Below are 24,525 nucleotides of genomic sequence, written 5' to 3'. Positions count from 1 at the left end.
GCCGCGTCCCGGCCCGCCTCGTAGCGGACCTTGGGCACGCAGGTCAGACGGCCGGCGCAGGGCGCCTCCGCCATCGGCCCCGGGTCCTCGGGCGTGGACAGGGCGCCGGGCATGCCGCCCATGCCGTAGATTTCCTGGCCGAGGGCGGCAACCGGCGCGACAACCGTGGCCAGCGCCAGGACGACAGCGATGCGCATGAAATCACTCCGGCCGGGTGGATTGGCGGATCAGGGCATCCAGGGCGCGCAACTCCTCGTCGAGTGCGGCCTGTTCGGCGGAACGGTCGGGGGCCGCCGGGGCGCGGTCGATCCGCTCCTGGCGGCGGCGGGCATCGGCCAGGCGGGCGCGGGCGGCGTCGAGGTCGGCGGCGCGGGCATTGCGGTTCTGCTCCGCCTGGCGGAGCGAGGCTTCGAGCCGGCGCAATTCCTCGCGCTGGCGGCGGTTGCGGGCTTCGACGGCGGCGACATCGGCGCCGGTCGCCCTGGCATCGGCCGAGGCGGCGGCGGCCCGGGCCTGCATGTCGCGGGCGATCTGTTCCGAACTGCGCGCCTCGGCCTCGCGCTGTTCGATGCGGCGGTCGTAGGTGCCGTCCATCAGGTTGCCCATGCCCGAGAAATAGCCGGCCGAGGCCGGGTCCTGATCGCGGGCGCAGGCCGTCACGGACAGCAGCAGCCCGAGGGCGGTGAAAACGGCCTTCATCGGGTTCCCCTTACGCATCGGGTACCGTGGCCAGGGCACGGGCCAGTTCGTCGCGGCTGCGGGCGATCTCTTCCGCCGAGCGGGCGATATCGGCATTGGACTGGCCCAGGCTGGCGCGGCCCTGGGGCCCGGCATAACCCGAATCGTCGTAGATCTTCTGGCGTACCTCGCCGGCATTGCTCAAGGCTTCGTCCATCAGGCGCAGGTCCTCGTGCATGGCGGCGGTGCGGGCCTTGTAGTCGCGGGCGGAAATCTGGCCGTTGCGATACTGCTGTTCAAGCTGGGCCAGCTTCCGCCGGTTCTCCGCCGCCACCTTGGACGAGGAGGCCGCGATCTGGCGATAGGATGCGGCTTCGTTGCGTGCCGCCTGGATCCGCGCCTCCAGCGCCTGTTCCCGGCTGGCATATTGCTCGTTCTCGCTGGCGATGTAGTAGCCGGAAGCGCCGCCAAGGACGCCGCCCGCGGCCGCGCCGATCGCAGCGCCGCGCCCGGGATTCCTGGAATCGGCCAAAGCGCCGACCAGCGCGCCGAGCAGGGCGCCGGCGACGGCGCCGGTCGCGACGGTTTCATTGAAGCGGTCGGTCTGTTCGCGCAGCGCCGCCTGGGCCGGGGTCAGCGGCTCGTAATAATCGCCGCCGCCGAAGGAATAGGAATTGGAGACGCAGCCGCCAAGGCCGAGCGCGGCGACAAGGACCAGGGTGCCCCCCAGCCTGAGTGCCGTCTTGCGCTGCCGTCGAACCATGGCGACCTCCATCACAACACCCCTTTCCCGAACGCCCCTGGCGATAGAACGGCCGCGGCCCGGCGGGGGTTCCCCGCCTATTCTAGCACCCGGCGGGTTTCCCGCCTATTCCAGCACCAGGCGGGTTTCCCGCCTATTCCAGCAACTGCCGGTACCAACGCCCATCATCCTGCGCCGGTTGTGCCGCATAGGCAGTGACCTGGGCCACAAAAAGCCTGGCGAAACGGGTGAAGCTGGGCAGGTCCCGGGCATCGAATTCCCCGCTCAGCACCGCCAGCGCCGCCTTGAGGCGGGCCGCATCCAGGTCGTCGGCGGTCTGGACCAGGACGTCGCGATAGGCACGTTTCGCAATATCCAGCGCCTGGGCGGTGGCATCGTAGAGGACCTTCCATTCGTCCGCCTCGGCCGGATTGGCGCGCCTGGCCTTTTCCGCCAGTTCCCAGCGCGCCTTCACCGGTTGCAGGCGGCGGTCGAGATCGCGGATGGAGCGGATCATGGTCGCGGCGGCATAGATGGTCGATTTCGCCGAGCGCGCCTCCGCCTCGTCGCGGGCCGTGCGTTCGGCGGCCAGGGCCTGGGTGATGGCCTCGACCGCGCGGCGCATGTCGGGGTCGGTGGCTTCCTCGGCCAGGCGGCGCAGCAGGGCGATCGGGTCGGTCTCCCCGCCCCGGCCGCGCTCGATGGCGATAAAGGCGGCGCGAAGCGCATCGATCCGCGACAGCGAGGCGGAAACCGGCGCCGTCATCACCAGGCGAAAGCCGGTGGTGGGCAGCGCCGTCGCCTTGCCGCTGGCGGCATCGAAGGGCGGAATCTCGACCCGCAGCGAGGCGCGCAGCCGCGCCTCGGCGGTGCGGAAATTGCCGCCCTTGGCGATCTGGCCGCCGGCCTGCCCGTGCAGCCGGGCGACCCGCACCAGCCGATAGGGCTCCAGCACCCATTCGTCGGCATTGCCCAGCATGTCGTGCAGGCCAAGGGGATTGGGCTTCAGCAGGCCGATGGGCCGCAACTGCCCGTCGGCGGAGGCCGGCCCGTCGATCCAGGCATAGGCCGTCACCCCTTCCGGCATCGGGAACAGGCGGGCGCGGAACTCCGCCTCGGAGACGGCGGCGCCGCCGCGCGCGGCATATTCCCATTCGGTCTCGGTCGGCAGGCGCAGGAAGGCCGTGGTCTCGCCCTGGCGGGGCAGGCTGCCCGGCGCCTGGGCCAGCAGCCATTCGGTATAACGCGCGGCAAAGGCGATGCCGTCGAACCACGAGACGTCGACCCGCGGCCGCCGCCCCAGGGGCCCCGGCACCGGGCAGGTCCCGGCCATCACCGCGGCATATTGATCGGCCGTAACCTCGTATTTCCCGATCAGGAAGCGGCGCTTGCCGTCGCGGGCGACGAGGCCGCCGGCCAGATAGTCGCGCCGGCTGTGCTCGGCATAATCGGTCTCGGGATCGGTGGTGCCGACGATCACCTGGCGGTCGTCCAAAGGCCCGGCGGCGGCATCCCCGGTCGGCGTTTCCACCGTGCGGAAGACCATGGCGCCGCCGCAGGGCATGGGCAGCACCTGATCGCCCTCGGCCGGGGCCGGATTGAACGCCTTGGCATCCCACGACGGTTCGGCCGCCGAAGCCGGCGCCGCCAGCAAGGCCAGGGCGGAAACCCCGGCAACCAGCCACCGTTCAGCCATGGCGCACCCCTTCCCCCGGCTCGACCCGGGCCGCCCGGACCCCGGCGAGCGAGGATGCGGCGACCGCGACCGCAAGCGCAAGCCCCGCGACGGCGGCGACCTGCGGGGGATACAGCCGGCACAGCGCCCCGCCCCCCGGCAGACCTTCGGAAAACCGGGCATTGATGACCTCGGCCGCACCGAGGAAGACTACGACCGCAAGCCCGGTCCCAAGGATGGCGATAGCGACACCCTGGAACAGGGGGAAACCCGCCATTCCGCCGGTCGAAAGTCCCATGAAGCGCAGCAGCGACAATTCCCCCCGCTTCCGCGCCACATGGCCGATCAGGCTGGCGCCGAGGCTGAGCGCGAAGCCGGTGCCGCCGATCACCGCGACGATGAGGAAGATCGCCGAAAGATTGCGGTCGAGGCGCAGCACCGTCTCGATCTCGTCCGCCCGGGTCGAGACCGTATAGCCGAGCGCTTCCAGCCGGGCGGCGGCCGGGGCGACCGCCTCGATCCCACCGGCGACCGCGCGGAAGCCGGCGAAGGCGCGCAGCACCAGCGTGTTCGGCCCGTCCCAGCCAAGGCGCGGCACCGGCCGGCCGTCGCGGTAATCCTCAAGTGCTGCAAGCAGATCGACCGAGACGAAGGCCCCCTCCCGCCCGAAGGCGGCGGCGGGGGCGATCCCGGTGACCGTCAGGGTCAGGGCCTTGCCCTCCACCTGCTCGCCCAACCGGCGCTGGACGGCCAGGCGGAATTTGTCGCCGGGGCCGAGCGCCATGCGCCGGGCGGCCGCCGCGCTGAGCACGGCCTCGCCATCGGCCAGCGGGGCCGCCAGGGGCGCGATCAGGGGATCGCCCGGGCCGGTCGCGATCAGTTCGGCGGTCACCGCCTGGCTGCCGTCCGCCCGCGCCAGGGTCGCGGTCGCGGCCAGCTGCCGGGTGCGGCCGACGACGAAGACGAGGCCCGGGACCTGGCGCAGGGCCTCGATCTCGGGCTCGCCCAGGGTGCGGTTGCCGAGGGAGGATATTTCCCGCATGCGGGGGTCTTCCAGCAATTGGGCGCGCATGGTGTCGACGATCCCGGTCTTCAGCCCCAAAAGGACCAGCAGCGGCGCCATGATCGCCGCCAGCGCCACGATGAAGCAGGCGGCCAGGCCGCGCTCGTGCCAGAGGTCGGCCAGGGCGAGGCGCAGGCTCAGCATGGGTGGAACACCGCCCTCGTGCCCTCGGCATCGGCGACCACGGTCGGGACCAGCCGCCCCCCGATACGGCCGTCGAGCCGGTCGAGATCATGGCTGGCGACGACCAGCGCCGCCCCCGCCGCCGCCGCACTTTCGATCAGCAGGTCGAGAATGGCGGCGGCGCGCACCGGATCGACCGAGGCGGTGGGCTCGTCCGCCAGCAGCAGCAGCGGCCGATGCGCGAGCGCCCGGGCAATGGCGACGCGCTGGCGCTGCCCGACCGACAGGGTGGCCGGCTTCCGCGCCAGGAGATCGCCGATGTCGAGGCGCCGGGCCAGTTCCCGGACCAGGGCGCGGTCGGGCCGGCCGCTCAGGCGCTGGGTCAGGGCGATATTGCCCTCGACGTCGAGATAGGGCAGCAGGCCGCCCGCCTGGGGCACATAGCCGACGATGCGGGCGCGCAGGGCCGCCAGCGCCGCCCGCCCGCGCCCGCCCCGGCGCCACAGCGCGGCCAGATCGATCGCCTCCCCCCCGATGCGCAGCACGAAGCGCTCCGCCGCGTCGGGCGCCAGGGCCAGGGCGAGCAGGTCGATCAGCGTGCTCTTGCCGACGCCGGACGGGCCGGTCAGGGCGATGCAGTCGCCGGGCGCCACCGTCAGGCGCTCGACCGCGACCGTATAGTCCCGCCCCTCCGCCCGCCAGCGGCGGGCAAGGCCCGCGACCTCGACGAGGCCCATCAGGGCAGCGCCTCCAGGGGCACCGGGAAATACGTCTCGCCCGCCGCCTGCCCCTCGCCGAAGGCGATCCAGAGGTTGCTGGTCGCGTCGAATTCGCCGTAGAGGCGGAGCTTGGCCTCGATCGTGTCCAGCACCTCGCGCTGGGCGGCGGGGCCCATGGCCAGCCATTCCCGCTCGTCGAGGCCGAGGATCTGGCTGCGGTACGGCAGGTCCTGGAGATATTCGCCAAGCAGGTCGCCGAGATTGCCGACCTGGCGGACCAGGGACGGGTCGCGCGCCGTGGCGGCGGCGGCCGATTGCAATTGCGCGAAGAAATCCTGCGGCGACAGGCGGTTCTTCTCGCCCTGGTCCAGGATCAGGCGCAGCGCCGCGGCAAGGTCGGACAATTGGTTCTTGGTCAGCAGGACGCGGACGTCCAGCGCCGGCAGGGTCGGCTTCGTGGTGTCGCGGTCCGCCGTCCAGGCGCGGAAGACATCGGGTGCCCGCGTGCCCTGCTCGCGCCCGAGGTAAGCCATGCGCATGGCATAGCCGACGATGGCGCCCTGGTCGGCCATGGAACCGGCGGCGGGGGGAGCCGGCGGCGGCGCGGCCGGCGTGGCGGCGGCGACCGTCGCCCGGGCCTGGGCGACCAGCGTATCGACCAATTGGTCGGCCATGCGGCCGAAGGCATCGGGACTGCCGCCGGGCACGGGGTAGTAGAGGCTGCCGGCGCCCGGGAACCGGGTCAGCGGGCGGTATTGCGCCTCGGCCCGGGCATGATCGTTGACGCCGGCCGGGGTCAGCAGGTGCAGGGCGAAGACGGCGATGCCCTTCTGCTGGGCAAGCTGGCTCAATTGCTCTGGGCCGAGGTGGGTGTCGCTGGACGGGTCGTTGGCGGCGCGGCTGCCGGCATCGGTGATCAGGATGATGTAGCGCCCGCCGAAGGGCCCCCAGTCCATCTCGTCCAGGGCCAGCTTGATGCCGGCGAAACTGTCCTCGTAGAAATTGGGGCTGGAAACCCGTGTCGCCTTCATGGTGTCGAGCGCGGCCAGGGTTTCCAGCGGGCGCCGATCCGGGGACAGGGGCGAGAACACTTTGGCGACATATTCGAGTGACGGCGTCACCTTGGTGCTGTCGCGGAAGCCGACGACGCCGAAGCGGATATTGTCGGCGAAGGGCGTGTCCTTCAATTGCTCGTGGATCCGCCGCACCACGTCGCGCGTGCGCTCGATATGGGGCTGCATCGAGACCGAATTGTCGATGACCACCGTGATCCCGACCTTGAAACGGCGCAGCATTTCATCCGGGTCCGGGGGCGGCGGGGCGGCGACCGTGACCGGCGGCTTGTTGGCCGGGACCGACGCGACTTCCAGCAGGCGGACCGGGAAGCCGTCGTCGGTCAGCGCCTGTTCGGCATTGAGGATGGGCAGCAGGTAGAATTGCCGGGCCAGATCGACGAAGGTCGGCGGCTCGATCGCCAGCACCGGGCTGTCCGGCGGCAGGCGGTCGCCGATGGCGGCATCGCGCATCGCCGCCGCCTCCGCCGCCCGCGCGGGGGAGGACATCAGCCGGCCGAGCGCCTCGCGGTCCTTCAGGAACAGCACCCGTTCCCGCGCCGCCGGATTGGCGAAGGCGACCGTCAGGCTCTGCTTCCAGTCGATCACCCGATCGGCGGCGATGAAACCGGCGACATCGCCCCTGGTCGAGGTTCCGACCTCGACGAAATCGCGCCCGCCGACGGATTGGCGGCCATAGACATAGAAGACCGTGAAGGGCGGCACCGGCTTGCCCAGGGCCGCCATGGGATCGCTGACGACCTCCGCCCCCGGCCGGGCCAGGACCCGCTGGTAGAGGGTCTTCTTGCCCTCGATCAGCAAGGGCGCGCGGGCCTCGGCCGGCAGGGCGCCGAGCCCGACGCAGAGACCGGCGAGAACCAGGGCGAGAAGGCGGAACAGGCGCATCGGCGATCTTCCTTGCATCGGCATTTCCCCCCTCACCCCGGCCCTCTCCCCGAAGGGGCGAGGGAGTCGATGCCATTTCCTCCCTCGCCCCTTCGGGGAGAGGGCGGGGGTGAGGGGGAGCGCGCCGCCATCCTCACGGCCAATAGGCGGCAAGCGCCGCCCGCGCCTCGGCATCGCCACCCGCCGCCTTCTGGTCGAGCAGGGTTTTCAGGGCGGCCAGGGCAGTGGCGGCCTCGGGCACGCCCGCCGCCTCGGCCTTGCGGTAGAATTTCGCCGCCTGAGCCGGATTGGCGCGCGAAAACGGCTGGCCGGCGATGAAGGTCGCCGGATCATAGAGCCGGCCGATTTCCAGCATCGCCTCGCCGTGGCCGCGCTCGGCCGCATTTTCCAACAGCAGCAGCATGCCCTGGTAATCGCCGCGGGCGCGGAATTTCAGGGCTTCGTCGTAGATCTGCTGCGGGCTGGTCGCGGACCGGACGATGTCCTGCACGCTGCGCGCCGCCGGCGGCTGCGGATCCGGCAGGGTCGGGTTCTGGGGCGGCGTTTCGGCGACCGGCGGCGTTTGCGGCGGCGTTTCTGGCAGCGTTTCTGGCGGCAGGTCGGTCACCGGCGGCAGGTCGATCGAAGGGGGATTGTCCGGCAGGGCGGGCGGCGTCTCCGCCGGCGCGGTCGCGACCGCCTCCCCCTGGGGGCGGAAATGCCAGGCGGCAGCGCCGATGCCGAGGGCGGCAAGGCACCAGACCACGGGCAGGACCACGGCCAGCACGCGCCCGCCCGCCGGCTTTTCCGGCTGGGATCCCTTGCGTCTCGCCACCTCGTCCGGGTCGGGGCCCAATGGCGGCGGCGGCGGCATGGGGGTGGGCCGCACGGTTTCCGATTCCGGCGGCAGTTGCGGCTGCGGCGCCCGCGCGTGCAGGGGCACCATGATCACCGTCGGCTCCTCGTCCGGCGCCGGGGCGGACGCGGGCGCGGGCGGTTCCACCGGGGCCGGGCGCGGCCGTGCGGAAAAGCGCCGGAATTCGGTCTTGCCCTCGTAGAAGGGCGTGATCATCGGCCAGGCCAGCACCGCCTGGCCGGGGATGCCGTTGACATCGATGGCGACGTGGTCGTCCGAGGTCAGGTGGCGCGTCACCTCCGGCCCCAGGTAGAACTGGATCGCGCCGTCGCGGATCTCATAGCGGTCGGCGGTCACCCTTGCGTCCGCCACCCGCCAGCCCTCGGCCGCGAGATGCGCCGCCTCGTAACCGAGACGGCGGATGCCCAGGGTACCGTCGCCGAGATATTGGCCCTTGCCCTCGACGATGACGATGGCATGCCCGCCCTCGACCTGGGCGACATCCTCGACGATCCGCATGCGTGGGCCCGACATCGCCTGTTCCCGCCTCAGTTCAGGGCCTGGATGATGCCACCCAGCCGCGCGTTGGCCTCGACGTCCACCGCCTCGCCATCCTTGAAGGAGACGTTTTCCTCGGCAAACGCCAGGAATCCGGTGATCCAGTCGACATAGAAAGCCTGGTCATAGGCTGCCGGTTCCTCCGCCAGCTTCGGGTAATTCCCGGCGGGCGGGGTCGGCTGGAAGATCGGCCGCGCCGTCGCCCGGTTCACCGGCCGCGCCGTCACCGGCCGCCGGTCGAAGCCGAGGCGGTTGACATAGGTATTGATCGCGGTTTCCGCCGCCGTCACCGGCTTTGCCACCGCCTCGCCCAGCTTGGCGCGATAGGCGGAAAGGCGCCGCACCTGATCGGCGATCGCGGCGGCAATATCGAGGCGGCGGGCGCCGATCCCCAATTCCTCGACCAATGTCGAGGCGGATTGGGCGTCGAGACCGATGGCATCGCGCAAGGGGCCGTTGCCGGCCAGCGCATGGATCTGTTCCGCCCAATATTCGAGGGCGGCATCGGCGAAGCGTTCCGCCTGGTCGCGCGCCCTGACCGGCAGCGGCTCGTCCGCGGCGGCGGCGGGCGCCGGCCCGTCGCCGAAAAGGGCATCCATCATCGACTGGGCATCGGGCCGGCGGCCGAGGGCGGGGCCGCCGTCCGCCGCCTTGCCCGGCGCCGGCTCCGCCGGCTCGTGGCCCTCGACCCGGTAATAGAGGTCGATCAGGGCATCGGGCTGGACATGCAGGGCCCGCAGCAGGTCGCCGAATTTCTGGTCGCCGGCACAGGCGACCAGCCGGCGCCCGGCATTGCGCGCCGCCGCCCGGCGCCGCTCCAATTCGACCGACAGGTCGCCCGAGACGTAGTAGCGCGCCAGCCGTTCCGCCATGGCCCGGCGCAGCGAGCGCAATTGTTCCTCGATCTGGCGGCGCTTGATCGCCGGGTTGCACACCGGCGCCAGCGAGGCGGCAAGATAGGAGATACCGCCGTCGTTCAGGCGGAAGGCTTCGTCCCAGGCCTTTTCCGGGTCGCGGAAATGGCGCTGCGCCGCCTCGTTCGAGAGGAAATCGGCCTTGGCCTTGGCGATGCGCCCGGCTTCGGAGGCGCGGATGCCCGCCTCCTTGCCCGCCTCGTCGTAATCGAGGATGTGCTTCGCGACGAAATTCGGGTTGCGCAGCCAGAAACTATTGTCGAAGGCGCGCGAGGGCGTCCAGGCGCGCGGCCAGTCATGGGCCTTGCCGAAGAAATCGAGCAGCGAGGCATTCAGCCGCGCCGTCCACCGCCCCTCGGTGGTCGCGGCCTGGCCGGCCTTTTCCTCGAATTCCATGTCGAACTTGGTCAGCACCAGGAAGAGCGCGTTTTCCTGCCGCTCCCGCTCCTCCGGGGTTTCGCCGTGGGTGGCGTCGATCCAGTCCTTCACCATGGCCGGCAGGGTGCGCACCTCCTGGTTCGAGGGACCGATGCACAGCAGCATGGAGGTAAGCTCGCGCTCGGCGCAGTAACGCTCGAAGAGATAGGCGACCTTGCCGCGCAGATAGACCGAGCCGAGCGAGCCCGCCTGGTCGAGAAAGCGGCGCGGATCGGGGAAATTCTCGCGGCTGCGGGCGCCCGGAAAATCCAGCAGGTCGGTGTGATCGAAGAAGGACCAGGGCTGGTCGCGCATGACGATGGTCAGTTCCGCGATCAGGGCCGTGACCTCCGCCCGGGCCAGTTGCGCCTGTCGGCCGTCCCTGGTGACCAGGGTCAGGGGATCGGCGGCGATGCCGTCCTGGCCCAATTGGCCAAGGGCGCGGACATCGATGATCGACTTGTCGCGCGGCAGCAGCGCCTCGATCCCGGCCCAGGCCTCGCCGGCAAAGCCGAGCTTTTCCAGCCCTTGCGCAAGACGCAGATAAAGCGCCGTCAGCTTGGGGATGAAATTCCAGATGGCGCCGAACAGGGCGGCGCGTTCGGCCAGCGGCAGGCGCGGCGCCAGATCGGCCGCCCGCGCCCAATAGGTCGCGGACAGGGCCCGGATGCCCGCCTGCGGCTTGAAGTATTTCTCGAAATATTCCTGGAGATCGTAGACGTCGTCCGCCGTCAGCGTATCCAGCGGCTGCGACGCGGCACGCCCCTCGAGGCCGGCGAAGACTTCGCCCAGCTTCTGCGGGGTCGGCGGCTCCTCCTCCTCCAGGTTGAAGTCGGAGTAGTAGGTGTTGCCGATGATCTTGACCAGATCGGTCTGGGACAGCAGGCGCAGCGCCACCGGCTTGCCCGCCGGCGTCGGCCGCCCCTTCATGGTGAAGCGGGTAACGACGCCGGTGGCTTCCTGGCTGCCCTCGGGGTTGATCTCGGCGACGAAATCGACCACGCGGCCGTCGAACACCGCCATCAGCGGCTCCGTCTCCTTCCGGGCCAGGACCGAGATCAGATAGGATTTGCCGGCCTGGCTCGGCCCGAAGACCGAGGCGCACATCGGCCGCGTCGCCGCCGTCTCCAGCTTCCGCGAGGCGGTGACGAAACGCCTGAAGTCACGGCGGAGCGCCGCCTCGTCCTGGCGCAGCTTGTCGGGATTGCCCTGGAACCAGTCGAGGGCGGCGCTCGCCGCCTCGGTGGTGCGGGCGGCAAGCTGGCGCAGCTTTTCGTTTTCGGCCTGATGATCGATGCTCATGGTTCCGCTCACATCACGCTGAGAACGCCGGTGTCACGCCAATAGCCCTGCGCCGCCTTCAGGGTCTGCAGGCGGAGCGAGACGAGGCTGCGGCGGCTGTTACCCTCCGCGTCCTCGACCTCGGTGATCTTGAATTCCTCCCAGCGTTCCAGGTGCTCGGCATCGACCTCGGCCCGTTCCAGGGTCACCCTGAGGGGCAGGGCGAGGCCGGCGGCGGCGGACGGATTGGTGAATTCGAGGTAATAGAGCGGCGTCGCCGGCCAGCGTTCGAGATCGAGCTGGCGGAAACCGATGAAGATCGGGGCGTAGAAGTTGAGGACGAAACTCTCGCCCCCGCCCTCCCCCGTCTTCGCGTCCAGCGTCGGATCGGCCAGGAAGACGTTGCGGCGCCGGATCTGGCCGGAGATTTCCATCTCGCCGAAGAAACGCGCCGTCGATTTCATGCTCAGCTTCGAGGTGCGCATGAGGAAGGCTTCGAGATGCCCCTCGGCCAGGCCGCACAGCATGGCGCCGACGGCGGCCGCCGTCTTCGGGTCCTCGATCCGGGCGTTCACGTCGCGGAAGGGATACCAGGTGCCGACCGCATATTGGTGCATGGGCACCACCCGGTCCGGCATCACCGGCAGCTTGGCCAGCATCACCTTCATGATCGCCGGCAGGCGCGACGGCCGGCCGGAAAGCAGCAGGATGTCGCAGTCATAGGCATGGATGACCTCGGCAAGATCGGCCAGGGTCTGGCCGATGACGCCCAGCACGGTCGCCTCGATCCCGGCGAGATCGACGGTGACCGCCACCGCCGCCGTCTCGAAACCCCGGGCGCCATGGTCCTCCGCCTCCTTGGCGAAGAAGCGCAGCACCCGCGCCGAGGGCGGCAGGCCCTTGTCCCACAGCTGGTCCAGGCGGCGGATCTCCGCCCCGGCCTGGGGCCCGGCGCCGCCCTGCTCGTATTGGTGCAGCAGGGACAGGCCCGCCGGCTCCAGCACCTGGGTGACGAACTGGCGGCGCAGGTGGCGTTCCAACTCGGTCTCGGAACCGCGATTGCCGGAGAAGAGTTTCTTCAGCATGGCCGCCGGATCGCCGACGCCGGCCCCCGACAGCGCACCGGCGATCGCGGGCAGGATATGGCGCTCGATCACCGCCGCCAGGATGTCGTCGCCGGCGAGCTTGAAGCCCTCGCGGAAATTCTGGGTCGGATTGATCGCCCGCTGGCCCTCGATCGTATAGGTGGTGACGATGAGATCGGTGGTGCCGCCGCCGATATCGATCGAGGCGATGCGCAGCGCCGGATCGGCGCCGTAACCTTCCCGATCCCGCACCCGGCCCTTCAATTCGAAGAAGGCGCCATAATCGCCCCGGAATTTCTGGGTGATCTCGGTATAGAGATAGACCAATTGGGTGCCCGACGCCTCGTCGAGGTTGAGGACGATCACCGGCTCGGGCGGCAGGCGGCCGTCGGCGGCACCCATGGCCATCAGGTCCCAGACCAGTTTCACCGCCCCTTCGGCCCGTCGGCGCATCAGGCGCTGTTCGGCGACCGGCATGGCCGGCGGCATGGTCAGGACGATGCGGCGCAACCGGCGCGGCACGTCGCCGTGGCGCCGGGCCATGCGGATTTCCGGCGCGTTGATCATGGAAATCGCCTGGCAGAGAATTTCCGCCAGCAAAAGACTATAGACCGACGAGCGCGAGAAGCGCGCCCGCACCGCCGGATTGCCGCGCCCCGGCGGCAATTGGCGCAGCACCTCGCCCTCCTCGGTCAGAAGGCCCATGATCGGGCCGGCGACCGGCGGCTCGGTGGTGACGCCGTCCGGCCCGACGCCGTTGAAGCGCCAGCCCTGGGCCAGCGGCCGCGTATCCCACAGATAGCGCTTGGGGCTGGACAGGCCGGTGGTGCCCTCGTTGCCCAGCGCATCGCCGGCCAGGCGCATGGCTTCGGGGCCGATGCGCACCGGGCTCGGCCACCAGAAGGCATTGGCCCGACCCGAGCGGCGCGAGGCCGCGTCCTTGCCGAAGCCCGCCCGGGCGAATTCGACCCGGCTTTCGAACGGCTTGCCGTAGCTCTGCTCCGGATGGGCGAGATCGCGCAGTTCGAGGACATAGGAATCGTTCAGGTCCATGCGCTCGTCCGCATGGTTTTCCATCAGGATGCCGCAGGTCCGGGAATTGCCGATGTCGAGCACGAGATCGACCTCGACCGGGACATGGCGCCCGGCTTCCGACAGCGTGTCGATCAGGCGCACGCGGGGCAGGATCTCGGCGGCATCGACCAGGGCGAGGAAAGTCAGGTAGCGCGCCCAATGCTCGCAGGCATGGGGGAAATCCTCGTCGCGCAGGGGCCGGTTCGGGCGCTGGGCCTGCTTGAACTCGCGGAAGGCTTCGTCCAGCCACTGGTCGACCCAGGCTTCCTCCATGAACCAGGCATTCTTGTCGTCGTCGGCGACCAGGGCGAATTCCTGCTGTTCCACCGCGTCCGACGGGCTGGGCATGACATAGGGCCGCCCGGGCAGGCGGTTGCCGAGCGCGGTATCGAAGGCGAGCGTCACCCGGTGGCTGATGCCGTCGCGGTCCCGCTCCGGCAGTTCGACCACGCGCAGCCGGGCCCAATTGCCCGGGCCCTGGTCGTAGATATCGCGGCCGTCGCCGTCCTTCGCCTTCACCTTCAGGTAGGGCAGCGGCACCCAGCGGCCGAGGAAGGCCTCCAGCCCCTTCCGCCCGTTCAACTCGTAGATTTCTTCAGGGGGAGCGGCGGCGCCGGTCTTCGGGTCGATCATGCGGCCCGTCGCCTCGTCAGCGAGGACGAGGCTGCGCAGCACCACCTGCTGGTCGCCCTGGGGCGAGACCGCGGCGCCCGCCACCGGCTCCTCCCAGAAGGCGCGGGTGACCTTGGGCAGGGCATCGACGTCGAAGCCGAAATCGAGGAACTGCAGGCCGCTGGACGGAACTAGGCTTACCAGCCGGCGGAAGGTGGTCAGGCGTTTCAACATCGTCTCAAAACCATTGGGGGGCCGGGCACGGGCCACCGGGGGCAGTGTAGCCGCAAGGCCCGGCCAAGACACGCTTAAGAGATCGTTTGGAAATCCGGCGGCTGAGAGCCGGCGAGAGATTTTCGTGTCCCGCAAGGAAGCGATCGCGGCCGATATCGTGTGATACGGCCACGATCGCTGACGCCGCGGGGCGCGGAAAGATCCGCCGGATCGACCCGGCCGGGGTTTCCAAATGGTCTCTAAGCATCAGGGCACGGTGAACGTATAGACATGCTTGCGCCGGTTGCCCTGGCCGACCACGCCCTCGAACACCATGTCCGGCTTGCCCTCGCGCCGCAGCGTAACCCGATAGGGCGACTGGCGCGACTGCCGCGCGGTCGGCAGATGGACTTCGATCCGGTACTGGCCCGGCGGCGGATTGTCCAGCCAGACCACATTCTCGACCGGATCCATGATCGCATCCGCCCGTTCGACATTGTGGTCGATGTCCAACTCGCCGCCGCAGGCGCGGGGGAATTTGTAGAAGATCCACTGGCCGTTCGGGCATTGGACATAGATGTCGACGTCGTTGAGATCGTCCCAGGCCAGGATGACCTGCATCTTGCCCTCACGGCCGCCGTCGCGCTCCACCCGCTCCGCATCGCGGTTCGGCTGCTCCGGCGGTGGCGGAGGCGGTGGGGGTGGCGGCGGAGGCGGCGGCGGAGGGGGCGGTGGAGGTGGAGGTGGAGGTGGAGGTGGAGGTGGAGGTGGAGGTGGAGGTGGAGGCGGTGGCGGAGGGGGCGGAGGCGGAGGCGGCTGGCAGGCCAGGCGCTTTTCCGCGATCCGGCGCTCGATATCGGCCAGTTCCCGGCGCAGCACGCCTTCGCGCGCGGCTTCGGCGTCACGCTCGTCGATCAGGGCGATCTCGTCGGGATCGATGCCGCAGACCGGGTCCGGCAGGGTGAAAATGCCGATGATCCGGGGCCAGAACCACCACAGCAAGGTCGCCAGGACCAGCAGCAGGGCGAACAGCGCCGCCAGCCACCAGGGGAACCGCCGGGGCGGCGGGGCGGCGGCGACAACGGCCGGCCCGGCCACCGGCGGCGGCGGGGGCGGCGGTGCGACGCCGCGGCGGAAGCGGGTGAGGACGCCGCGCGCCGCGCTGTCGTCGTCGAGGGCATGGCCCCAGGCGGTCAGCACCGGCTTGCCGTCCAGCACCAGGACATGGTCGATCGAGGGGATTTCCAGGGCCGAGAGCAACATCTGCCCCATCAGCCGGTCCCCGGTCTCGCGCGCGGCCGACAAATGCTCCGCCTTGCGGCGGATGTCGTCGGACAGGGTCGAGAGCCGGTCCTCGATCGCCTGCCGGTCCGCCGGCGGCAATTCGGACAGGCGCCGGGGCGCGCCATCGCCCGAGGCATACCAGTCGATCTGGCCGCGGGCGGGGTCGTAGTTCGGTTCCGCCAGCAGGGCGGCATGGTCCGCGGTCAGGTTGCGCCGCAGGTATTGGACGATCTGGTCGTAGGCGAGGGTGACCGGCTGTCCGCCCGCGCCGAGCGCGTGGACCTCCGTCGAACGGGTGGTCGCGACAAGCTGGCTGGTCATGATCGCGGCCTAGCGGGCGGGCGCGGGCGCGGCCGGCGCCGCGGGCGCAGGCGTCGTTGCAGGGGCTGGCGTTGTGGGTGCAGGCGTCGCGGGGGCGGCGCCCCCCTGCCCGGCCTGGCCGGGCGCGGTCGCCGGCGGGTTGGCCGGCACGCAGAGCCCGGTCAGTTCGGTGAAGCCGACATTCTGGCTTTTCAGGAATTCGATCAGCTTCGAGGTGGCGAGCGCATAATTCACCCGCACCGCCTGGGACGCCTCGACCCGGAGGAAGGTGTTCACCCCGACCACGCGGCCGCAGCGATCGACCAGCGGCCCGCCCGAATTGCCCGGCGAAATGCCGGCGGTATGAACGACGACGGGAACCCCGCCGTCCAATTGCTGGGTGACCGAAACCTCGCCGCTGGTGACGGCCATTTCCGGCACGGCCGAGGCATCGCCCTGTTCCATCAGGCGGCGGAAGGCCTGGTCGCCCTCGATCACGATGCCGGGGAAGCCGGCGGCGACGACATGGTCCAGCTTGGCGATGGTCGTGGTCAGGGACAGGGGCTGGATGTCGGCGGGGGCGCCATCGACGCGCAGCACGGCGAAATCGACCTGCCCCGGCGTCGTCGCATTGGTCGAGGCGATGATGGTCGCGGTCTTGGCCCCGCCCAGTTTCTTCGAGGTGACGAAGACCTGCCCCGTCACCCCGGCGACGACATGGGCATTGGTGACGACGAGGCCGGGCGCCACGAAGAAGCCGGTGCCCATCTCCACCCCCTCGGCGCTGGGGCCGAGGACGAGCACGGTCCCCTGCTCGATCAGGTCCATCAGCGTGCCCTGGAAATTCTGCCCGCCCGGCGGGGTCGGGGTCGCCTCCGGCGGGGGAGCGACGCTTTCGGGCAGGGTCGGCAGCGCACCGAAGGGATTCTCCATGGTGCAGACATTGCCTTCCAGGGTGCGCTGCGCCTCGGCGATCCGCTGTTCGAGGGCGCGGTTGGCCTCGCGCTGCAATTCGATTTCCTGGCGGGCGCGGCCCTCGTCGATCAGGCTGGCCCGGCCTTCCAGTCCGTCCAGCTTTTCGGCGAGGATCGCCCAGCCGAGCCAGAACCCGAGCGCGAGAAAGGCCAGCGCCACGGCAAGCCCGGCCGGGATCAGCCACCAGGGCTTGCCCCGGCGCGGCGGTTCGGCGGGCGACTCGGTCGATGTGGGCGTGGACATGACGGACGTTCCCGAACTGGCTTTGCGGACTGGCGTTCTCGGCGGGGCCGGCGCCGCTCGCGGACGAGGGCGGACCGCGATCAGGCTGAACGCTAACAAACCGGTCCCGCGCTGCCAATGTCGTGGATCACACCTCTGTGCTGTCCGCCTCGTCGCGCATGACGACGAAGATGCCGAGGCGCAGCGTCCGCTCCAGGAATTCGACGATCAGCCGCTCGATCGCCTGGACCGCGGCGACGATGTCGGGCCGCAGGAACAGGCCGGGCTTGAAGATATAGCGGCTGTCCTCGGTTTCCGACAGGAAGCCGGTCTCGACCATGCGCTTCAGCTTGCGGCGCACGGTTTCCCGCGGCAGGCCGGTCTGCTCGGCCACCCAGCGGGCCGAGACGCCCTTCTGGTTCTCGCCCAGGATGACCGCCATGCTGCCCAGCCGGTCGCGGTATTCGGGCGAATGGTACAATTGCTCGACGGCGAAAAGGCCGACCGCATCGCTGATCAGGGCCTGTTCGATATCCCGTTCGTAAACCCGGCTGCGGACGAGATAGATTTCGATGAACAGCCAGGAAAACGACAGCCGGAGCAATTCCCGGCCGTCCGGCCGGCCCCCCTCGGCGATCTGCCGGGGCCGTTCCGGGTCGAGGGGCAGCTTGTCCCGCGTCCCGCCCGGGCCCGCCCGCTCGAGGCCGATATACCCCTCGCGCAGGCAACGGTTCAGGAAACCGGCGGCAAGCGCGCCGATCCCCGCCCCGGCGTCGAGAAAGCGAGGACCGGCCAAGGTGCCGGGGCGCAGGCGGAAGCGGCCCCCCGCCTCCTTGAGCGCGATGCCCCGCTCGACCAGGCGGCAGAGCTTGCGCCGCGCGGTTTCCCACGGCAGGCCCAGGTCGTGGGCGAGCGTGCCCGCGCCGGCCGCCGCCGCTGCCGCCTGCGCGTCCTCCGCCGGGCCCGCGCCGAGAAAGGCCAGGGGGCCGGCCCGCAGGGTCAGCGCTTCCGCCAGACAGACCGTCTCGATGTCGCCATCGAACAGCGGCGTCAGAAACCGGTAGAAATCGCGATGGAATTCGACGAAGGCGCGCATCATCCAGCGATGGCGCTCGACCGCCGGCGCGCAGGCATGGAACCTGCCCTCGGATACCCGTTGATTCGGCAAAATCTCGCTCGTCCCCCCTCGTCGCCGCCGCCGATATCGGGCATTTCCCGCGTTTCCGGCCGCACCGGCCGCCGCCCTTCCCTCGCCCGGATGTTCTCTCTATATTCTCGTCATGCTTACGAACGCCCCCCTCGACTGCGGTCACGCCTTCGTCCTGCCCGACTGGGTGGACTACAACGGCCATATGAACGTCGGCTATTACAACGTCGTCTTCGACCAGGCGCTGGATCGCGCCTTCGATCGCTTCGATTGCGGCAAGGGGTACGTCGAACGCACGAATCACTCGTTCTTCGTCCTTGAAACTCATGTCCATTATTTGCAGGAAGTGAAGCAGGGAGATCGGCTCCATTTCACGTTTCAATTGCTTGCGCATGATGTGAAGCGACTTCATTACTATTGCGAGATGCGCCATGCCGCGGACGGCTACCTGTCCGCGACGTCGGAACAGGTCGCGCTGCATGTCGACCTCGGCCGGCGCGCCGCCGCCGCCATGCCGGATCATCTCCAGGACCTGTTCGGCCGCATGGCGGCGGACCACGGCCGCCTGCCCCGGCCGGCGGCGCTGGGCCGGGTCATGGGGCTGCGCCCGAAGCCCGCGGCCCAGGGCTGAGACGATGAGCGCCGATCCCTTCGACCCCGCCGGCTGGGACGATGCCCCGGCGGCCACCCCCGCCACTGCCGTCCCCGCGGCCCCGCCGCCCTATCTCGACGGGCTGAACCCCGAACAGCGCCAGGCGGTCGAGGCGACGGACGGCCCGGTGCTGGTGCTCGCCGGCGCCGGCACCGGCAAGACCAGGGTGCTGACGACGCGGATCGCCCATCTGCTGCACCTGGGCAAGGCCTGGCCCGGGCAGATCCTGGCGGTCACCTTCACCAACAAGGCGGCGCGCGAGATGCAGCAGCGGGTCGCCGGCATCATCGGCGGCGTCGCCGAAGGGATGAGCTGGCTCGGCACCTTCCATTCGATCGCCGCCCGCATCCTGCGCCGCCACGCCGAACTCGTCGGCCTGCAACCGAATTTCACCATCCTCGACACCGACGATCAGGTCCGCCTGCTGAAGCAGATCCTGGCGGCCGAGGGCATGGACGAGAAGCGGTTCCCCGCGCGCAACCTGGCCGGCCTGATCGACCGCTGGAAGAACCGGGCGCTGACCCCGGAAAAGCTGGGCGCCGACGATGCCCAGAGTTTCGGCGACGGCAAGGGCCGCACGCTCTACGCCGCCTACCAGGAGCGGCTGAAGACCCTGAACGCCGCCGATTTCGGCGACCTGCTGCTGCATGTCATCACCATCTTTCAAAAGCACCCGGACGTGCTGGCGGACTGGCAGCGCCGCTTCAAATACATCCTGGTCGACGAATATCAGGATACCAATGTCGCCCAATACCTGTGGCTACGGCTGCTGGCGCAGCGCTGGCGCAACCTTTGCTGCGTCGGCGACGACGACCAGTCGATCTACGGCTGGCGCGGGGCCGAGGTCGGCAACATCCTGAAATTCGAAAGCGATTTCCCCGGCGCCCTGGTCATCCGGCTGGAACGCAACTACCGCTCCACCGGCCATATTCTCGCCGCCGCCTCGGGCCTGATTGCGGCCAACGAGGGCCGCCTCGGCAAGACCCTGTGGACCGAGGACGACATGGGCGAGAAAGTCCGCGTCATCGGCTATTGGGACGGCGAGGAAGAGGCCCGCGCCAGCGCCGACCTGATCGAGGGCATGCGCGGCCACGGCCGGCGCCTGTCGGAAATGGCGATCCTGGTGCGCGCGGGCCACCAGACCCGCGCCTTCGAGGAACGTTTCGTCACCGTCGGCCTGCCTTACCGCGTGATCGGCGGCCCCCGCTTCTACGAACGCCAGGAAATCCGCGATGCGCTGGCCTATTTCCGGGTCCTGGTCTCGCCCGACGACGATCTCGCCTTCGAGCGGATCGTCAATGTCCCGAAGCGCGGCCTGGGCGATGCCACGGTGCAGCAGCTCCATCTCCTGGCGCGGGAGCGCAACATCTCCCTGCACCATGCCGCCACCCTGATCACCGAGACCGACGAGTTGAAGCCGAAGGCGCGCTCGAGCCTGCGCGACCTGATCGACGGTTTCGGCCGCTGGCGCGCCGCCGGCCGCGACCTGCCGCATCCCGAACTGGCCGAAATGGTGCTGGACGAAAGCGGCTATACCGCCATGTGGCAGGCCGACAAATCGGCCGAGGCGCCGGGCCGCCTGGACAACCTGAAGGAATTGGTCGATGCCCTGGCCGGCTTCGAATCGCTTGCCGCCTTCCTCGACCATGTCGCCCTGGTGATGGAGATCGAGCGCGGCGACGGCAACCAGGACATGGTCACCCTGATGACGCTGCACGGCGCCAAGGGCCTGGAATTCCCCGTCGTCTTCCTGCCCGGCTGGGAGGAGGGCCTGTTCCCCAGCCAGCGCAGCCTGGACGAGAACGGCCTGGCCGGCCTCGAAGAGGAACGCCGCCTCGCCTATGTCGGGATCACCCGGGCGCGGGAGACGGCGATCATCAGCCATGCCGCCAACCGCCGGGTCTATAACCAGTGGCAGAGCGCGATCCCGTCGCGCTTCATCGACGAATTGCCGCGCAACCATGTCGAGGCCGAGGCGCGCCCCGGGCTCTGGGGCGGGACCATGGGCGACCGCGGTTTCGGCAGCCAGCTGCGCGAGGCCGATCTGTTCGGCGACCGCGGCCTCTCCCCCGGCTTCCAGCGCGCGGCGACGGCAAAGCCGGTGCGCCACCTGGACGCCAGCTTCGAGCGCGTGACCGCCAACGAGAATACGGGCGACGATTTCGCCCGCGGCCAGCGGGTGTTCCACCAGAAATTCGGCTATGGCCGGATCACCAATATCGACGGCAACAAGCTGGACATCGCCTTCGACAAGGCAGGTGCCAAAAAGGTCATCGCCAGTTTCGTCTCCAAGGCGTAAACAGGCCCCCCGTCCCCTCCCCCCTCTCCGAGGCTTGACCCATGAATCCCGGCGCCGGCCTGATCGAAGCGCATCTGACCCTGCCGCCCGAGGCGGTGCCGACCTTCGAACTGATGCTGTCGGACCTCGTCGTCGCCCTCACCTCCATGACTTACGACGACGGCGCGACCTGGACCCTGGAGGCACTGCTCGGCCCCGATGGCGACCGGGAGGCGCTGGCGGATGCCCTGGTCCAGGCGGCGGAGATCGCCGGCATCGACCTGCCGCCCATCGAATGGCGCGTGCTGCCCGATGTCGACTGGGTGTCGGAAACCCAGAAGATCCTGTCGCCGCTGTCGATCGGGCGGTTCTGGATCCACGGGCCCGAGGCGCCGGAAACCCCGCCGACCGCCGCCCTGACCCTGGAGATCGAGGCCGGCCTCGCCTTCGGCACCGGCCGCCACGCGACCACGGCCGGCTGCGTGCTGGCGCTCGAACGGCTGGCGAAACGCCGCCGGTTCCGGCGGGTGATCGACGTCGGCGCCGGCTCGGGCATCCTGGCCATGGCGGCGCGGCTTCTGTGGGTGCCGCCGGTGCTGTTCTCGACCGATGTCGATCCGGTCGCGGTGCTCACCGCGCGGGAGAACATGCGGCGGAACGGGCTGTGGAACGCCGCCCGCCACCGCGTCGCCGACGGCGTGATCGAGCGGGAAGTGCAGGCCGCCGCCCCCTTCGACCTGATCATCGCCAATATCCTGGCCGTGCCCCTGACCAAGCTGGCCCGCCAGATCTGCGACGTGCTGGCGCCGGGCGGCGTGATCATCCTCTCCGGCCTTCTGGTCTCGCAGGAGCAATTGGTGCTGGCGGCCTATCGCGCCCGCGGCCTCCATCTCGCCGACCGCATCCGCCGGGACGGCTGGGCGACCCTGGTCCTTGCCCGCTGAAACGGAACCGGCCGCCGATCCTGGGGAGCGGCGGCCGGCTTTCGCGTCTCGTCACAATGTTTCGGCACGCCGTCGGGCGTCCCTGATGCCTCAAGCGGCTTGGGCGTTGCCGGCGGCGTTTTCATTCGCCACCGCGACCACCGTCGCCTGCGCCGGGACCGGCGTTTTGGCATCCCGCCGAACCTTGCCGGCGACGACACCATCGATCAGGCCGCGCTCGATGCCGATATCGGCCAGGAGGCGGTCGTCAAGAGCAGACAATTCGGCACGCAGGCGCTGGCGCGCCACGAAACCCTGCAGCATGCGGGCAACCATCTTCGGAGCCTTGGCGACAAGCATAAGAACCTCCCAGACGAAGATGCCCAGTTCCGCCACCGGCAGGACCCGTGCCGTCACAGCGGCGGGACCGGCGAAGAAACCATCGATGCTGCCGGGCCCGTGACCGACAGGCGAACGGGGCCCAACATGCGAGCGGGACGCCGTTCCGTACACGTAAGCCATGATTGCTTCTCCGTGGGTTGGCGTTACCGTCGTCGTCTATATACGCAGCGCAGCAGTCCCGAGGCAGAGGGGGCGCGGCAGGCGAGATATGCATCGAACGCAAGGGAACAAAATTAACGTCCCACTATATGCATAGCTTCCAGGCAGCCCCCACGAAACCTTCATCCAGAGGCGAAAAAATGAGCACAGCAGAACCGGCGACCGCGCCTCTCTTCGACGGCGATGCCCTGGCCGAACTGGCCGCTTCGCTGCCGCCGCAAGCCGCGGAACGCCTGGGCTTCCGGCTGGCCGCCGCCGCCGCGGGCACGGCGGAGCGGCCGACGGACCTGCTGGCCGTGATCGCCCCCGGGGCGCCGCCGGCGGCCGCCGCCCCGGTCACCGGCCTGGTGCTGGCAGCGCGGCAGAAACTGCTGGCGCCGATCGCCGCCGGGCGGCAGGCCAGCGCGGCGCGACTGGCTGACCTGCGCGCCGCGCTGGCCGCCCGCAACCTGACCGGTTTCCTGGTGCCCCTGGCCGACGAGCACCAGGGGGAATATATCCCGCCCGCGGCCCAGCGCCTGGCCTGGCTGACCGGCTTCGGCGGTTCCGCCGGGCTGGCGGTGGTGCTGGCGGAGCGGGCAGCGATCTTCGTCGACGGCCGCTACACGCTCCAGGTCCGGGATCAGGTCGACACCGCCCTGTTCGAGCCCCATCACCTGATCGATGCGCCGCCGTCGCGCTGGCTCGCCGCCGCGCTGAAGCCGGGGGACCGGCTGGGCTTCGACCCCTGGCTGCATACACAAGGCGGGCTGGCCGCGATCGAGCGCGCCGTCCAGGCGGCGGGCGCGGCCCTGGTCGCCGTCGCCGGGAACCCGATCGACGCGGTCTGGCGCGACCGTCCGCCGGCGCCGCTGTCGCCGATGCAGCCGCACCCGGTCGCGCAGGCGGGCGAACCCCATGAGGCGAAGATCGCCCGCCTTGCCGCCGGCCTTGCCGCCGAGGGGCTGGATGCGGCGGTGATCAGCGCGCCGGACGGCCTGGCCTGGCTGCTGAACGTGCGCGGCCTCGACGTGCCGAACAATCCCCTCAGCCTCGGCTTCGCCATTCTGGAGGCGGGCGGCGAAGGCCGCGTCCGCCTGTTCACCGATCCCGCCAAGGTCACCGTTGCGGCCCACCGCCACCTGGGCAACCGGGTCTCGGTCGAGGCCCCGGCCGACCTCGGCCCCGCACTCGATGCGCTGGGCGCGGCGGGGGCGCGGGTGCGCCTGGATCAGGCGACCGCCGCCCTCTGGCTGCATCACCGGATCGAGGCGGCGGGGGGTACGGCGCTCGCCGGCCTCGACCCCTGCGCCCTGCCCCGGGCGGTGAAGAACCCGGTCGAGATCGCGGGCAGCCGCGCCGCCCATGTCCGCGACGGGGCGGCGATCGTCCGCTTCCTCCAGGCGCTCGACGCCGATCTCGCGGCCGGCGCCGTGCTCGACGAGATCGATGTCGTCGCCCGGCTCCAGGCCGCGCGCGCGCAACATGCCTGGTTCCGCGGCCCCAGCTTCGACACCATCGCCGGCGCCGGGCCGAACGGCGCCATCGTCCATTACCGGGCCACGCCGGAAACCAGCCGCGTGCTCGCGGCCGGCACCCTGCTGCTGCTGGATTCCGGGGCGCAATATCCGGACGGCACCACCGACGTTACCCGGACGCTGGCCCTCGGCACGCCGAGCCCGGAGCATCGCGATCGCTATACCCTGGTCCTCAAGGGCCATCTGGCGCTGGGCGCGGCGCGCTTTCCCGCCGGCACCTCGGGCAGCCAGCTCGACGTGCTGGCCCGCGCGCCCCTGTGGCAGGCCGGGCTCGACTACGACCACGGCACGGGCCATGGGGTCGGCTCGTTCCTGTGTGTGCACGAGGGGCCGCAGCGGATTTCCAAGATGCCGAACACGGTGGCCCTGCAACCGGGCATGATCGTCTCGAACGAGCCCGGTTACTACAAGACCGGCGCCTATGGCATCCGCATCGAGAATCTGATCGCGGTCACCGCCCTGCCCGCCCCCGCGGGCGCCGAGCGGGACATGCTGGGCTTCGAGACCCTGACCCTCGTCCCCTACGACCGCCGCCTGATCGACACCCATCGGCTGTCGGCGGCGGAGATCGCCCTGGTGAACGCCTATCACGCCCGGGTCCTCGGCGCCTTGTCGCCGCTACTGGACGGGGCGGCGCTCGACTGGCTGAAAGCGGCGACCGCCCCAATTTCGCCATAGACCCGCCCGACCCCCGCCCGATCGCGCCGCCATGGTGCCGC

At 70.2% G+C, this 24,525-nt stretch carries 17 protein-coding genes; 4 read left to right on the top strand and 13 right to left on the bottom strand.

All coding sequences use genetic code 11. From position 1 onward, the window contains the following. Positions 1-201: 201 nt before the first annotated feature. From DKG75_RS23045 to DKG75_RS15660, 12 genes are all read right to left on the bottom strand, one after another. The gene (locus DKG75_RS23045; RefSeq protein ID WP_166646500.1) at positions 202-699 is read right to left on the bottom strand and encodes a hypothetical protein; all 498 of its coding nucleotides are present in this window, start codon (positions 697-699) and stop codon (positions 202-204) included. A 10-nt stretch (positions 700-709) separates the two neighbouring features. After that, the gene (locus DKG75_RS15715; RefSeq protein WP_208112088.1) at positions 710-1,441 is read right to left on the bottom strand and encodes a YMGG-like glycine zipper-containing protein; all 732 of its coding nucleotides are present in this window, start codon (positions 1,439-1,441) and stop codon (positions 710-712) included. A gap of 133 nt (positions 1,442-1,574) precedes the next feature. Then, entirely contained in the window at positions 1,575-3,116 is a 1,542-nt protein-coding gene (locus DKG75_RS15710) for a formylglycine-generating enzyme family protein (protein ID WP_109922079.1), read from the bottom strand. Beyond that, on the bottom strand, positions 3,109-4,302 hold the full coding sequence (locus DKG75_RS15705) for an ABC transporter permease (RefSeq protein ID WP_109922077.1): 1,194 nt from the start codon (positions 4,300-4,302) through the stop codon (positions 3,109-3,111). The genes DKG75_RS15710 and DKG75_RS15705 overlap by 8 nt, the downstream gene beginning before the upstream one ends. Then, the gene (locus DKG75_RS15700) at positions 4,296-5,018 is read right to left on the bottom strand and encodes an ATP-binding cassette domain-containing protein (protein ID WP_109922076.1); all 723 of its coding nucleotides are present in this window, start codon (positions 5,016-5,018) and stop codon (positions 4,296-4,298) included. The genes DKG75_RS15705 and DKG75_RS15700 overlap by 7 nt, the downstream gene beginning before the upstream one ends. Next, entirely contained in the window at positions 5,018-6,958 is a 1,941-nt protein-coding gene (locus DKG75_RS15695; protein WP_166646501.1) for a vWA domain-containing protein, read from the bottom strand. Before DKG75_RS15695 ends, DKG75_RS15700 begins: the two co-directional genes overlap by 1 nt. A 133-nt stretch (positions 6,959-7,091) precedes the next feature. Continuing rightward, positions 7,092-8,327 carry an SEL1-like repeat protein gene (locus DKG75_RS15690; protein WP_133636987.1) on the bottom strand — a complete coding sequence of 412 codons (1,236 nt, stop codon included), beginning with the start codon at positions 8,325-8,327 and terminating at the stop codon, positions 7,092-7,094. A gap of 14 nt (positions 8,328-8,341) precedes the next feature. Beyond that, positions 8,342-10,984, bottom strand: a complete 2,643-nt coding sequence (locus tag DKG75_RS15685) for a virulence factor SrfC family protein (protein WP_109922071.1) — start codon at positions 10,982-10,984, stop codon at positions 8,342-8,344. An 8-nt stretch (positions 10,985-10,992) separates the two neighbouring features. Beyond that, positions 10,993-13,968 carry a virulence factor SrfB gene (locus tag DKG75_RS15680; RefSeq protein WP_109922070.1) on the bottom strand — a complete coding sequence of 992 codons (2,976 nt, stop codon included), beginning with the start codon at positions 13,966-13,968 and terminating at the stop codon, positions 10,993-10,995. A gap of 246 nt (positions 13,969-14,214) precedes the next feature. Continuing rightward, entirely contained in the window at positions 14,215-15,552 is a 1,338-nt protein-coding gene (locus DKG75_RS23265; protein ID WP_208112089.1) for a hypothetical protein, read from the bottom strand. A 9-nt stretch (positions 15,553-15,561) separates the two neighbouring features. Then, positions 15,562-16,749 carry a S1 family peptidase gene (locus DKG75_RS15665; protein WP_109922067.1) on the bottom strand — a complete coding sequence of 396 codons (1,188 nt, stop codon included), beginning with the start codon at positions 16,747-16,749 and terminating at the stop codon, positions 15,562-15,564. Between the two features lie 127 nt (positions 16,750-16,876). Beyond that, positions 16,877-17,896 (bottom strand): IclR family transcriptional regulator, encoded by a 1,020-nt coding sequence (locus DKG75_RS15660; protein WP_133636989.1) that lies wholly within the window; start codon positions 17,894-17,896, stop codon positions 16,877-16,879. A gap of 112 nt (positions 17,897-18,008) precedes the next feature. On the opposite strand from DKG75_RS15660, the gene DKG75_RS15655 reads away from it, so the two are divergent. The 3 genes from DKG75_RS15655 to DKG75_RS15645 are packed head-to-tail and all read left to right on the top strand — an operon-like array spanning position 18,009 to position 21,749. Continuing rightward, on the top strand, positions 18,009-18,506 hold the full coding sequence (locus DKG75_RS15655) for a thioesterase family protein (protein ID WP_109922063.1): 498 nt from the start codon (positions 18,009-18,011) through the stop codon (positions 18,504-18,506). 4 nt (positions 18,507-18,510) lie between these two features. After that, positions 18,511-20,826, top strand: a complete 2,316-nt coding sequence (locus DKG75_RS15650; protein ID WP_109922062.1) for an ATP-dependent helicase — start codon at positions 18,511-18,513, stop codon at positions 20,824-20,826. Positions 20,827-20,867: 41 nt separating this feature from the next. Continuing rightward, complete coding sequence (locus DKG75_RS15645) at positions 20,868-21,749, top strand: 50S ribosomal protein L11 methyltransferase (protein ID WP_109922061.1); 882 nt, start codon at positions 20,868-20,870, stop codon at positions 21,747-21,749. Between the two features lie 90 nt (positions 21,750-21,839). Here DKG75_RS15645 and DKG75_RS23595 read toward each other — a convergent pair whose 3' ends face one another. Further along, positions 21,840-22,250: a DUF1127 domain-containing protein gene (locus DKG75_RS23595; RefSeq protein ID WP_243746548.1), complete on the bottom strand. Its 411-nt coding sequence runs from the start codon at positions 22,248-22,250 to the stop codon at positions 21,840-21,842. 179 nt (positions 22,251-22,429) lie between these two features. Between DKG75_RS23595 and DKG75_RS15635 the strand changes: the two genes are divergently transcribed. Next, a complete protein-coding gene (locus tag DKG75_RS15635; protein WP_109922060.1) occupies positions 22,430-24,484 on the top strand; it encodes an aminopeptidase P family protein in 2,055 nt (684 codons plus the stop codon). The last annotated feature ends 41 nt before the right edge of the window (positions 24,485-24,525 follow it).

The sequence above is a fragment of the Zavarzinia compransoris genome (assembly GCF_003173055.1).
Classification (GTDB): Bacteria; Pseudomonadota; Alphaproteobacteria; order Zavarziniales; family Zavarziniaceae; genus Zavarzinia; species Zavarzinia compransoris.
Note: the sequence above shows the minus strand (reverse complement) of the source record. Positions and strands in the feature narration are given on the sequence as shown.